9 protein-coding genes are annotated in these 12,839 nt (G+C 70.6%); 5 read left to right on the forward strand and 4 right to left on the reverse strand.

Features of this window, described 5'->3' with window-relative positions:
• Nucleotides 1–20 precede the first annotated feature (20 nt).
• Nucleotides 21–293 carry a hypothetical protein gene (locus tag CMC5_RS43790; RefSeq protein ID WP_050435540.1) on the reverse strand — a complete coding sequence of 91 codons (273 nt, stop codon included), beginning with the start codon at nucleotides 291–293 and terminating at the stop codon, nucleotides 21–23.
• Between the two features lie 161 nt (nucleotides 294–454).
• Between CMC5_RS43790 and CMC5_RS45570 the strand changes: the two genes are divergently transcribed.
• The 5 genes from CMC5_RS45570 (at nucleotide 455) to CMC5_RS41150 (ending at nucleotide 7,484) form a co-directional block, all read left to right on the forward strand.
• The gene (locus tag CMC5_RS45570; protein ID WP_050435541.1) at nucleotides 455–2,362 is read left to right on the forward strand and encodes an extensin family protein; all 1,908 of its coding nucleotides are present in this window, start codon (nucleotides 455–457) and stop codon (nucleotides 2,360–2,362) included.
• Nucleotides 2,363–2,538: 176 nt separating this feature from the next.
• The gene (locus CMC5_RS41135) at nucleotides 2,539–3,492 is read left to right on the forward strand and encodes a serine/threonine-protein kinase (RefSeq protein WP_050435542.1); all 954 of its coding nucleotides are present in this window, start codon (nucleotides 2,539–2,541) and stop codon (nucleotides 3,490–3,492) included.
• Nucleotides 3,489–4,949: a serine/threonine-protein kinase gene (locus tag CMC5_RS41140; RefSeq protein ID WP_156339268.1), complete on the forward strand. Its 1,461-nt coding sequence runs from the start codon at nucleotides 3,489–3,491 to the stop codon at nucleotides 4,947–4,949. Before CMC5_RS41135 ends, CMC5_RS41140 begins: the two co-directional genes overlap by 4 nt.
• A complete protein-coding gene (locus CMC5_RS41145; RefSeq protein WP_245678173.1) occupies nucleotides 4,946–5,884 on the forward strand; it encodes a hypothetical protein in 939 nt (312 codons plus the stop codon). The genes CMC5_RS41140 and CMC5_RS41145 overlap by 4 nt, the downstream gene beginning before the upstream one ends.
• A 103-nt stretch (nucleotides 5,885–5,987) precedes the next feature.
• On the forward strand, nucleotides 5,988–7,484 hold the full coding sequence (locus CMC5_RS41150) for a hypothetical protein (protein ID WP_050435544.1): 1,497 nt from the start codon (nucleotides 5,988–5,990) through the stop codon (nucleotides 7,482–7,484).
• 45 nt (nucleotides 7,485–7,529) lie between these two features.
• On the opposite strand, the gene CMC5_RS41155 is transcribed toward CMC5_RS41150, so the two are convergent.
• From CMC5_RS41155 to treZ, 3 genes are read right to left on the reverse strand one after another with little or no spacing between them, the layout of a single operon-like run.
• The gene (locus CMC5_RS41155) at nucleotides 7,530–8,468 is read right to left on the reverse strand and encodes a DUF1295 domain-containing protein (RefSeq protein ID WP_050435545.1); all 939 of its coding nucleotides are present in this window, start codon (nucleotides 8,466–8,468) and stop codon (nucleotides 7,530–7,532) included.
• Entirely contained in the window at nucleotides 8,465–10,615 is a 2,151-nt protein-coding gene (locus CMC5_RS41160) for an amylo-alpha-1,6-glucosidase (protein ID WP_063796447.1), read from the reverse strand. The genes CMC5_RS41155 and CMC5_RS41160 overlap by 4 nt, the downstream gene beginning before the upstream one ends.
• The gene (gene treZ, locus CMC5_RS41165) at nucleotides 10,612–12,618 is read right to left on the reverse strand and encodes a malto-oligosyltrehalose trehalohydrolase (RefSeq protein ID WP_082363333.1); all 2,007 of its coding nucleotides are present in this window, start codon (nucleotides 12,616–12,618) and stop codon (nucleotides 10,612–10,614) included. The genes CMC5_RS41160 and treZ overlap by 4 nt, the downstream gene beginning before the upstream one ends.
• Between the last annotated feature and the right edge of the window lie 221 nt (nucleotides 12,619–12,839).

Consider the following 12,839-nt stretch of genomic DNA (forward strand, 5'->3'; position numbering starts at 1 on the left):
GCCGCCACCCGCCGGGGGCTTCAGGTCGAGGCACCGCCCTCGCCGCCCTCGCCGCCCGCGCCACCGGCGCCGCCCTCTCCGGCGCCGCCTTCGCCACCGGAGCCGCCTTCTCCAGCGCCGCCTTCACCGCCAGCGCCGCCCTCTCCAGCGCCACCTTCACCGCCAGCGCCTTCGCCGCCAGCGCCACCCCCACCGAGCGTCGGGTTGCGCACTTCACCCGGGCTCACGATCAAACTGCAGGCAGCCGGAAGCGACAGGAGCAGCGACATCACGACGATGGCAGAGCGGTTCACGAGATACCTCCAGGGGTCCGATGGCGGCCCTCCTTGTCGAGCCAAGCAGGGTCGCGTGTCCAGCAATTACGAATTGCGCGCGTCGGGGTGAGGTGCGCGGCACGATTGCGCACCTGGCTTTTTCTGGCCTTCCCTCCGAGCGCGGGTAGAGTGGCCCGGCCGTGCAGTTCTTCCGACTTCGCCCCTCCGCGGCCGCCCTGACCGCGACGCTGGCGCTGGCCACGTCGATGCTGCGCCCGACGCCGGCGTCGGCGGCCTCGCCTTTCCTGGTCGTCCCCGATCCCGCGGTGGTCGAGGCCTCTCCAGCCTACCGCTATGCCAACATGAGCAATGAGGAGGCATTCGCCGAGCTCGATCGACGGCAGATTGGTTATCAGCTGGTCGAGCATGCGCCGGGCGTGCGGGCGCCCATCCGGCTCACCGACAGGCTCCACGGCGTCTACATTCATTCATCGCTCCCTGCCGAGCAGCGCGCCACGACGATGTTCGAGATCCTCGATGCGCGCCTCGCGCTGGCCCTCGACGATTTTGCCGAGGTGCTCGAGCGCCACGATATCGACGAGGTCGTGCATTACACGATGTACCGGCCCAATGTGGCGCCGCCAGGACAGGCATCGCACGCTTCGGTGAAGGCGTCGTCGCCCGCACCGCTCGCCACCCAGGCGGCTCCGTCCGGTGCGGGGAGCACGGCGGGCGCGTCGACGCCGAACCAGGGCAACGTGGTGGTGGCAGGTGCTGCGAAGGCGGGCGCCCCTTCGGCTCCGAAGAGTGGCGCATCTGCACCTTTGAAGGCCAACCCGGCCGCGAAAGGCCCCGCTGGATCCGCGCCGTCGGGTTCGGTGCTTCCGACGAAGCCTCGGGGCAGTCGCAAGGCAGCGCCCGGCGCCGTGAAGCGCCCGGCGACGCCAGGGAAGAAGTCGGAAGTCCCCTCGAACACGTCGCCGTCCGGAGGAGCGACGTCCTCTCGCAGCCCGAGCGCGGCCGAACACGAGCACCACGTCTGCGGGCCGCTCGCGGAGGAGGGCGTGCTCGATGCGCCTTCGGGCTCCGCTCGCGCCGCGAAAAGCGCCTCCAAGCCCTCGAAGAAGGCGAAGGTCGGAAGCACGCAGCGTTCACGCAGCGCGCAGAGCGCGAAAGCTCCCGCGTCCGCAGCGCCGACCGAGGCGACCCGCGAGCCGGAGACGAAGGAGGCACCTTCCAGCGAGAAAGCGGCTCCCAGGAAGGCCGAGACGCCGACGCTCGCCAGCGAGAAGGAGCCTGCCAAGAAGGCTGAAGCGCCGAAAGCGCCCGGCGAGAAGGAGCACGCCAAGAAGGCAGAGGCCTCGACCCCTTCGAGCGAGAAGGAGCACGCCAAGAAGGCTGAAGCGCCGAAGGCTCCCAGCGAGAAGGAGCACGCCAAGAAGGCTGAAGCCTCGGCACCTTCCAGCGAGAAGCTGGCTGCCAAGAAGGCTGAGGCCACGACCCCTTCGAGCGAGAAGCAGGTCGCCAAGAAGGCCGAAACCTCGACCCCTTCGAGCGAGAAGCAGGCCGCCAAGAAGGCCGAAGCGGCGTCGCCTTCGCCCTCTCCGGAAGCCGAGAAGGGAAGCGCGACACCGAAGGCACCTGCGGCGCAATCCACCGCGTCCGCCGCGCCGAAGGCCGACGACCCGACGCCTGCTCCCCAGGACGCGCCCGTCACGAATGAGGCCGCTGCGCCGGAGAAAGCCACGATGGTGGCGAACAAGGTGCCAGCCCAGCCGGCCCCCGCGGCGCGGCCTCGACCGAAGTGGGCACCGCCTGGGACGCGGCATCCCGCCGGGCTGGCCATCGACGTCGGCGCGTTGAGGAAGCGCGACGGCACCTGGCTGCGCGTGGCGAATCACTTCCACGGCCGGCGTGGCGAGCGCACCTGCGGCGCAACGGCGCGCGTCCCCGAGCGCTCCGAGGCGCAGGAGCTGCGCGCGATCGCATGCGAGGCCATGGACCTCGGCATCTTCACCTACACGCTCACGCCCAATTACGACGTCGCGCATGAGGACCATTTCCACATGGAAATCAAACCCGGCGTCCGCTGGTTCCTGGTGCACTGATTCCCGCGGCAGGGGCACGCGCCCCCGCCGCTGACAGCCTGCACAGGCGGGAATGCCACCGGCGCCAGCGCAGCGAACAAAGAGCGAACACCACCGCAACTGACGACAGACCCTCGCCGATTCCATGGACAGAAGCGCGCCGAACGGCCGGCGCTTCGTCAGGAAGGAATGGAATCATGGCGCAGAAGAAGGAAGGGCGACCCCTCCAGGGCACGCGCTACGTGCTGGTGCGGAAGATCGGCGAAGGCACCACGTCAGAGGTCCACGAGGCCATCGGTCCCGACGGTGAGATGTGCGCGCTGAAGATTCTCCGGCGCCTCCACGCCGACTCGCCCCAGGCGACCGCCCGTCATCTCCAGGAGACCCACGCGCTGGCCGCGCTGGCGCATCCTCACGTGGTCCCGATCGACGATGCAGGCGTGACGGCGGATGGGCGCCCCTTCCTGGCCATGCCGCTGCTCGCGGGAGAGACGCTGCGCGCGCGCCTCGACGGCCGCGGCCCCCTCCCGCCGAGCACCGCCGTGCGCGTCGTCCGCGAGCTCCTGTCGGCGCTGGGCGCCGTGCATCGGCTGGGCATCGTCCACCGCGACGTCAAACCAGCGAACGTGTTCCTCGCCAGAAACGGTGGTCGCCGCGTCACGCCGGGTCGACCTCGCCGCGAGCGCTGGGCTTCGGTCGGCAGCGCAGACGTGGGGAGCGCCATCCTGCTCGACTTTGGCATCGCCAAGCTGCGCTGGGGGGCGGTGGCGGCGACGACCGGCGCGCACGTCCTCGGCACGCCGCGCTACCTGGCCCCCGAGCAGATCCTCGGCGGCGCCGTGGACGCGAGGACGGACATCTACGCGGTGGGGACGCTGCTCTTCGAGGCCATCGCGGGACGCGGGCCCTTCACGGAGCCCGACACCATCGCGCTGATGCGGGCCCACCTCCGGCAGGCGCCGGCGTCGCTCCGCGCGGTCGCCGGGGTGCCAGCGGCGCTCGATCAGGTCGTCGCCCGGGCGCTCGCCAAGGCGCCCGCGCGGCGATGGGAGAGCGCGGACGCCATGATCGCTGCGCTCGATGTGGCACGTGAGGGGCTGGCCATCACCCGACGACCGACGTCCCTCGTGACCCTGGGAGGGGCGCCGTGAGCGCCGCCGCATGCCGGATGTCTCCCACGGGAACTCTCCGGCCGGGCCAGCGCCTCCCGGGAACCCGACTGGTGGTGGTGAAGCCCCTCGGCCAGGGGGGAATGGGCGAGGTCTACGAGGTGGAGCACGTGCGCCTGGGCCGCCGCTTCGCGGTCAAGGTGCTGCACCAGGAACTCAGGGATCGCGAGGACCTCGCCGCGCGCATCGCCGACGAAGCGCGCCTCCTCGGGCGCATCCGGCACCCTGGCGTGGTGCAGGCCTTCGATGTGGGGACGACGAGCGACGGTCGGCCCTACTTCGTGATGGAGCTGATCGCGGGCCAGAACTTGCGGGCGCTTCTCGGGAGCCGGGGTGCGCTGGCGCCCGCAGAGGCGCTCGGGTTGCTGGAGCAGGCGCTCGGCGCGCTCGGCGCGGTGCACGGGCAGGGGTTCGTGCACCGCGACGTGAAGCTCGAGAACCTGATCGTCGATGCGCGGGGCAGGCTCACGCTGATCGATTTCGGCGTCGCGCGGCGGGCAGCGGGCGGCGGGCCCTCGCACACGCTCGCAGGCGCCATCGTGGGCACGCCGCGCACGATGGCGCCCGAGCAATGCTCGCCTGGCGCCGTCGATGCCCGCGCCGATCTCTACGCCGCGGGGCTCGCTCTCTACGAACTCGTGACCGGCAGGGGTCCGTTCGACGATCTTCGAGGAAACTCGCAGGCGCTTCGCTTCGCGCACTGCGACCGACCCGTGCCGTCCCCTTCCTGCTTCACGAGGGCGGGACTGCCGGACACGGTGGAGGCGATCATCCTGCGCGCCCTGGAGAAAGAGCCTGGGCGGCGTTTCCAGACGGTGGAAGAGATGGCCGCCGCCGTCGCGGTGGCCCAGGCGGCCCTCGAGTTCAGCCCAGGCTCACGCCGGCGGCTGGGCGAGGTGGGCGCGGGGGTCCTGGGTGCCGCCGCGCTGCACACGGGTGGCCTGGGTGCATCCGAAGGAAGCGCGGACGACGTGGATGCCGCCGAGGTGTACGAGACGGCCCAGGCAACGGCCCAGACAGAGGACACCGACGCGACGCTCCCCGACCTTCCAGCTCACCCCTCCGGGCGGGCGCTCAGCCGGACCCACGCCCCGGACCCGGCGTCCCGTGTCGCGCGCCGCCTCGCCCCGAGCGCCATGTCAGGGCGAAGGCTCATGACCCCCGAGCGACGGCGCCGTGGCCGGTCGTCCCCGGCGCGCGCTCTCCCACGGCGTCACCGGGCGGCTCGCCCCATCGCGCAAAAATCACCATGGCTCGCCTCGCCGTCCCCTGCCCTGACCCTGGGCGTGTGTGCGATCTTCCTCGCCTCGATGGCCCTCGCGCTCACCCTCTCCGCGCCGCGGGAGGTCGATCGTCAGAGGGAAACGGACGGGTGTAAGGTCGCCGGTCGGGGGCCGTTCTTCAGCCCGATACCGCGAGGCGATCCGGAGGAATCATGAAGGCGACGCGTTGGATCGGGAGTTGGGCGCTGGCGATGGCATTGCTCGGGGGCGCGGCTGGCTGCGGGGGCAGCGCTCAGAAGTCCGGCGCTGCCTTCTCGGGAAGCGCGGACATGGGCAGCGCGCCCGTCGCCGCCGAGGTCCCGATGAACGGCGCCCCTGCGCCCGTCCCCGCAGGCGTGCCCCCGCTCGAGCCTTCGTCCGAGGACGTCCCGGGGCGGTCCCTGGGCAGCGTCGAAGGCGGCGTGGCACGGCAGAGGCCTCGGCCCGAGTCCGTGGACCGGCCCGGCCTGGCGACCCAGTGGGGCGAGACCCGGCACTCGCGCATCACCACCGTGTCCTTCACCCGCGCGGAGCCCACGAACCCGTTCGCGATGACCAGCCTCTTCTACAATGACGAGGAGGGGGCCCAGGCCATGGCGAGCGCCGCCGGTTTCCGGCGCCTCGCGCCCCAGGCGTTCACCCTGGGAGGTGGCGCGGTGGCCATCGGGCTCCGTGGCGAGGGCGGCCAGTTCCTGAGCGGCTTCGTGGCCGGCGAGAAGACGTTCGCGATGGGTCAGCAGGGGCAGCGCTACTCGATCGTCCTGCGCAACCTGACCCCGAACCGGATCGAGTGCGTGGTCAGCGTCGACGGCCTCGACGTGCTCGACGGTCAGCCCGCCGCCTTCTCCAAGCGGGGCTATCTCCTCGATCCGCACAGCGAGGTGGAGATCGACGGATTCCGGCAGAGCATGGACACGGTGGCCGCCTTCCGCTTCGGCTCGGTGCGCGGCTCGTACGCGAACCAGAAGCACGGTGACACCCGCAACGTCGGTGTCATCGGGGTGGCCTTGTTCCACGAGCGCGGGACGACCCCCTGGAACGCTGGCGAGCTGCAACGCCGGCAAGACGCGAACCCCTTCCCCGGTCAATTCGCCACCCCCCCTGGTCGCTGAGCCTCTCACGCCAGCCTCTCGCGCCAGCCTCTCGCGCCTGCCTCTCGCGCCTGCCTCTCGCGCCAGCCTTGCCGCGGGCGCTCCCTTTCTGCACCCTCCGCGCGTGCGCCTCCTCCCCTCCATCGCTCTCGGCGCGCTGCTGCTCTCCTGTGGCCCTGCAGCGCCTCCGTCTCTCACCACCGTCCAGCTCCCGGACGCCTCCCGCGCCACAGCCCCCCCCTCGGACGCGGAGAGGAAGCTCGCGGGCGCCGACACGGAGAAGCTTCTCCACGCGGCCCTCTGCGGTCAGCGCACGCCATGTCATGTCCTCCGCAATCGCCCGGCTGGACTGAACGAGCAGGGAATGCCTCTCTCGGTGGTCAGCCTCTGGACGGGCGAGCAACGCTGGAGCGACGAGGATGCCAGCGAGAACGAAGGCGAGGAAGGCTCCGCGCAGAAGGGCGCTTCCCGAGATGCGACGGCCTTGCCTGCCGACCTTCGGCTCGAACAGACGGAGCGCGAGGATGTGACGTCCCCTGGCCTGGGGGGTTGTCACCGCTTCGACTACTGGCTCGTCACCTGGCGCGATGGTGCCATCGCAGCGAAGAGCCCGCTGCTGCGCATCTGCAACGACGGCCACGGGGCCTCCGGCGTCGGGGAAGACACGGTCACCATCGGAGACAACCGCTTCACGCACACCGTGATGGGGGGCTCGGCGTGGCGGTGGATCGAGGTCTCCGAGCGCAGGCTGTCCCCCCTCAGCGAGCGACGGACGGCGTCGAGCATGTGGTGGAACATCGCCTCCAATGTCTCCGAGTCGCGCTGGAGCTGGGACGACTTCGCCGGGGGCACGACCTGGTACAGCCCCCTCTGCAAGGCGGACGGGTCCTTCGATCGCGACGGGGACGCGGGGGACGTCGGGCCGGGAGATCGGGGCGGGCGCGAGTACGCTTTCGCGACGCTGCCGCTGGTCGAGGTGGATCCGGCCTACACCGCGTCGGGCTGGAAGAGCGCGGGCCTCGGCCGCTGCGCGCTCGCCGTCGACGCGACCGGCAAGGGGGGGTTCGTCACCCACGGGATGCCGGGCCAGGCGTCCGATGCCTCGCTGCGGGTGGTCGCGACGGCGCCGGACACGCTGCTCATCGAGGTGGAAGACGATCACCTGGTCGGTCCCGGCAAGAACTGGGTCACGGACGATCACCTGGAGATCTGGCTGAGCGCGGCGATCCCGAGCGCCTCCAGCCACTGTGTCACGCCGCCGGAGGAGCTGCTTCAGTGGGGCATCCGCGTCACCGATGGCAAGGTCTTCGCGGGCGCCGGGAAGCCGCACCCGACGGCGCTCCGGGTCGAGCGAGCAGCCCCGCAAGCCGGGGAGAGCACCCTGCGCTTCAAGGTCGTGCTCCCCTCGGGCCAGAGCGCGGTCACGGTGGTCTACAGCGACAGCGACGATGGCCGGAAGCAGGAGCGTTTGATCGCCACCAGCAAGCTGGTGCACGGCAAGGGGCTCACGCTGGGCACGATCACGAAGCTGCCGGTAACGCGCGTGACCTGCGGGGTGAAGGAAGGGCGGCTCACGCCCATGGAGAAGCCCGAGCCGCCGATCTCCTTCACGGAGGAGTGACGACGCGAGGAGGGAGGGGGGAGCGGTCGGCGGAAAGGGGAGCGGTCAGTCGAGGGGCTTGCCCGGCCAGAGGGGAAGCAGCCGTGACGTCGTGCGCTGGTAGTCGCGGTAGGCGGGGTACTTGCGGGCGGAGAGCAGCTCGGTGAGCCACGTCGAGCCCTGGAACAGCAGGGTGAGCAGGAAGGGGCCGATCCAGGCCCAGTGCAGCCACGGCGCCCCGGCGATGACCGGGAAGAGGCCGACGACCCACCAGAGCCCCATCTCGCAGAAGAAGTTCAGGTGCCGCGCGTAACGGAAGACGCCCGCCGTGAGAAAGCCCCGCGCGAGGTCGCCGCCAGCGCGGGCGCGCTCGTCGGGGGACAGGCGCGCCTTCTGCTGGTGGAAGCGCCACTGCTGCTGGTCGGCGATGGTCTCGCCGAGGAGAAACGCGAGGAACGCCACGGCCGCGAGGATGTCGCTCGCGCCGAGGGGCACGGCGTGCTGCTGCGCGAGCGTATGCACGAGGAACATCGGGGGGATGGTGAACAGCCCGATGAGCAGGTGCTGGTAGGCGGTGATGAAGAGGAGGCTGAACAGCTCGCGCCCGAGGGGGTGGGTCGGGTCGTGCTCGGCGAGCCAGGCGCGGACGATGGGCCAGCGGTAATCCTCTTCGGTCGGTCGGTAGCCCCCTTTGCGGGCGAAGTTGAAGGTCAGGCGCGCGCCCCAGGCCGTGACGAGCCCCGCGACGAGGACCAGGCGAGGGACGGGGGCCTGCCCGGGCTCCACCCAGAGCGCGAAGATCCAGGCGTAGACGGGGGGCATGATCGACCAGAGCCGGTCGACCCACGAGTAATTGCGGGTGAGCGTCTGGAGGATCCAGCACAGCGTCGCCGCGGCCAGGAGGGCCGTGACGGACGCCTGGAGGGGCGTGCGCGTCAGGCCTTCCCAGGAGAGCGACAGGCTGGAGAGCTGGTCGAGGGCGGAGCGAAGAGAGACGTCGTTCACGAGGGAGGGATCAGGGAACTGGAGGCGAGGCGCCCGGTCCGTTCGTCCTGACGCTCGCTACCATCGCCGCTGTTCGAGGTCATGGCAAGGCACCGGAGGGCCTCCGCCACGCTCCAGGCCTGTGCGACGCAGCCTCGCGGCACGAACGGGGGCTCGGCGTCGAAGATCTCGCTGATGGTGCCCACGCCGGCCTCGCTGAGGTGCGGTTCGAGCGCGAGCACGAAGCCGCGGGCCTCGTCGCGAGCGTGGGGGTGCACCTTGAGCCAGGCGTCGACGAAGGGACCGATCAGCCAGCCCCAGACGGTGCCCTGGTGGTAGGCCATGTCGCGCATCCGCAGGTTTCCGAAGTAGCTCGGCCGGTAATCGGGGTGGTCTGGCGACAGGGATCGGAGTCCGTACGGCGTGAGCAGCTTCTCCTTCACCTGCCGCACGACCGGCTCCCAGCGCGCGCGATCGAGGATGGGATGGGGGAGCGAGATCGCGAAGAGCTGGTTGGGTCGGAAGGCGGCGTCGTCGCCCTGCTCGCCGTCGATCACGTCGTAGAGGTGCTGACCTTTCGCGTACCAGAACCGCGCGTTGAAGGCCGCGCGAGCGCGCTCGGCGTGGGCGAGGTAATCGCAGGTCTCGTCGTCCTCGCCCCCGCACTCGGCCCAGCGCCCCATCAGGCAGAGGGCGTTGTACCAGAGGGCGTTCAGCTCGACGGCCTTGCCACGGCGCGGGGTCACGACGAGGTCGCCCACCTTCGCGTCCATCCAGGTGAGCTGGTAACCCTCCTGGCCCTGGCGCAGCAGGCCATCCGCCGGGTCGACCCCGATGCCGAAGCGGGTCCCGGCGAGGTGGCGGGCGATGATGTCGCGGAGGGTCGGCAGGAGGATCTGCAGCGTTTCGTCGTCGCCCGTCGTCGCGAGGTAGCGGTCGATGGCGTGGAAGAACCAGAGGGTGGCGTCGGCGGTGTGATAGAGGCCGGCGTTCTGGTTGTCGGGGAACATGTTGGGGATCAGCCCATCGCGCACGTACTTGCCGAACGTGCGGAGGATGTACCCCGCCTCCTTGTGGCGACCCGTGGTCAAGGTCAGGCCTTCGAGGCTGATCATCGTGTCGCGTCCCCAGTCGGTGAACCACGGGTAGCCAGCGATGACCGTGCGGATCTCGTCGCCCGAGGCGCGACACCGGGCCGCGTCGGCGACGCGTCCGGCAGGCGTGATCAGGAACTGGTCCGCGGCGAGGACCAGCTCGGCGGCGAGGCCTTCGCGAAGCGCCGGCTCCGTGGCGAGCAGCAGCCGCTTGCGGCGCTCCTGCTCGGCGCGGCGGGCTTCGGCAGGAGGCAGCGCATGGATGACCTCCCAGCTCTCCGTGGAAGCCACGAGGGTGACCTCGGAGCCGGGGTCCAGTTCCAGACGAAAGAGCCCCGGCGTGTAGAGATCGCCGCTGGCGTCGTAGCCTCGGCTGCGCTCGATCCGGTAGTGGACGTCGCGGATGGGCTTGCCGTCGATGCGGATCCCCGCAGGCTGCCCGTAGAACTCCAGCCGGAGCGAGGGCAGGTCGTCGTCGCCGGTGAGCTCGTACCGGGCAGCTATGATGGTGAGCGAGTAGTTCGCGTCGAGGGGGCGCTCGAGGGAGCCTTCGTGCGGCCGGAAGTTCACCCAGGGCTGTAGCTCCAGGCAGATGGAAGCGTTCCCTTCGAGGCTGTAGGTGATGTGCGTGGTGTTCTGGCCGTGGACCATCAGGAGCCGCTTCTCCAGGATGGCGCCCTGGGGCAGCTCGTAGCGCCACACCGGCATCCCCGCGTCGAGCTTGAACTCGATGAGCTTGGCGAGCCCGCAGTCCGGGTGCGCCGCCCCGGGCTCGCTCTGCGCACCGAGGGACACCAGTTCCCCGCAATGACCGCGTTCACCAGGGGCGTGCGCCACCTCGCGCAGGTGATTGAGCATCATCGTGCGGCCATGCGGCGCGGGCAGCGCGGCGATGAGCAGGCCATGAAAGCGGCGGGTGATCAGCCCGGCCAGGGTCCCCGAGGCATACCCGCCCAGACCGTTGGTCACCAACCACTCGGCGCTCGCCGGGTCTTCTCCATGTTCGGGATCGGCGCCTGCTCCGGGCGCATCGCCGAGCAGGTCGACACGGCGGCACGGTAGCTCGGACGTCATCGCGCGTTCTCCTTCTCCTCGTTCGTTGCCTCGGCATGGGCGCTGGCCTCCACCTCGGTCTCCGGGTGCTCGGCCTTCGCCACCACACCCGCCACGCACGCCACACCCGCCACGACCTGAGGAACCTGAACGGGCCGCAGCACCACCGCCGCGTGTCCTGGCAAGAACCACCCCTCGGCCTCGGTCTCGACAGGCGGCGTCCCCTCCCCCCCGTAACGTGGCGCCTCGCTCGACCAGAGCAGCCCCCAGCGGCGACCGGAAGGAGGCGCGAGGAGCGGCTCCGGCGCCGGCACGAGCCGCAGATCCAGGCCGAGGTTCACCAGCAGCAAGCGGTCCTCCCCTCGCTCGCCGAAGAACCGGAGCACGAACGCCTCCGGCCCCAGCACCGCCCCGTCGACCCCTCGCGGTCGCTGCGCCGAGAACGTCGGGTCTTCGCGGCGCAAGGTGAGCAGATCGCGGTGCAAGCTCACCGCCTCCGCGTTGCGCTCCCGCTCCAGGGGATCGAGCTTGCACTGGTGGAAGGTCGCCGGGTCGGCCGGCTCGTCCAGCCGCCGTTGTGCCTCGGGATCCTGGAGGGTGGGGAACTGCACGAGAAAGTCGGCCCGCCCCCGGGACACCAGCGTTGCCAGCTCGGGGTGATGATCCGCGAAGTAGAGGAACGGCTTCGACGAGTTGCACTCCTGCCCCTGGAACAGCATCGGCGTCGCCGGGATCAGCAGGGTGAAGGCGGTGAGCGCGCGGACCCGCCCGGGTGACGAGAGCGCGTGGACGCGCCGACCGCGCGCGGAGTTGGCCACCTGATCGTGGTTCTGGAGGAACGCGACGAACTGCGCGGGCGCGAGATCGAGGGAGGCCGTCCCCCGGCGCTGCTTCTGCCACGCATAGCGCTGTCCCTGGTACAGGTAGCCCCATTTCGCCACCGAGACGAGTTCCTGCGGCGCGCCACGGGTCTCCGAGTAGTAGGCGCCGTTGTGGCCGGTCAGCGCGGCCATGGCGCTGTGGTGGAAGTCGTCGTTCCACAGGGCGTCCAGCCCGAACCCTCCCGCCTCGACGGCACGCACGATGCGGCTGTCTTGCGGCTCGTTCTCCGCGATGAGCAAGGTCGCGCGCCGGCCGCCAGCCGCCCGCACACGCTGCGCGACGTCGGCCAGGATGTGCTCGGGCGAGCTGTCGAAGATGCACTGCGTCGCGTCGATGCGCAGGCCATCGAACCGGTATTCGTCGATCCAGTACCCCGCGTTCGCGAGGAAGAACTCGCGCACCGCCGCCGAGCGCTCCCCGTCGAAGTTGATCGCGGCTCCCCAGTCCGTCTTGTAGCGGTTCGAGAAGTAGTCCGCCGAGAACTGCCCCAGGTAGTTCCCGTCCGGCCCCAGGTGATTGAACACCACGTCGAGGATCACCCCGAGACCGAGCGCGTGCGCCTGGTCGACGAAGCGGCGGACGTCATCCGGGGTCCCGTAATGGTGGTACGGCGCGAACAGGGACACGCCGTCGTATCCCCAGCCGAAGCGTCCCGGGAACTCGGCGATGGGCATGATCTCCAGCGCGGTGATGCCCAGCGCCGCGAGCGCAGGAAGCTCCTGCATCGCGGCCTCCCAGGTGCCTTCCGGCGTGAAGGTGCCGATGTGCATCTCGTAGAGCACCTGCCCCTTCAGCGAGAGGCCCGGGAAGGCGTCGACGCGCCACGTGAACGCGCTCGGGTCGACGACCTCCGACGGCAGGTGCGGCCCCTCGGGCTGCCAGCGCGAAGCCGGGTCGGGGTAGAGCTGCGCATCGTCGTCGAGGCGAAAGGCGTACCGCGTCCCCACCCCGAGCCCTTGCACCAGCTTCGAGAAATACCCATTCCCTTCCACGTCGAGCTGCACCGTGAGCGGCGCCTCACCAGGAGCGCTCACCACCACGCGCACCACCTCGCGGCGCGGCGCCCACACGCGGAAGGACACGCCTCCCGCCGTCGGCTCGGCCCCCACCGGCAGCCGCCGAGAAACCGCAGCGCCCTGCATGCCGGACCTTTCCCATTCCCAGGCCAGACTCACGCCCGCAAGTGTTGGGAATCGTCGCGCCGACGTGGAGCGGGGTCCTGCCTGGTCCATCCCCCGGGTTCACCCGGACGGCGTTGTCCGAACGCGACGATTCCGACCCCATGGTTCGATTGCGGTCGATGGCCCGCGCGACGTCCACGCGCGCCTTGGTCGCAGGTGGCGCGAATCGAGCAGCTCTGGCG

Source organism: Chondromyces crocatus (assembly GCF_001189295.1).
Taxonomy (GTDB): Bacteria; Myxococcota_A; Polyangia; order Polyangiales; family Polyangiaceae; genus Chondromyces; species Chondromyces crocatus.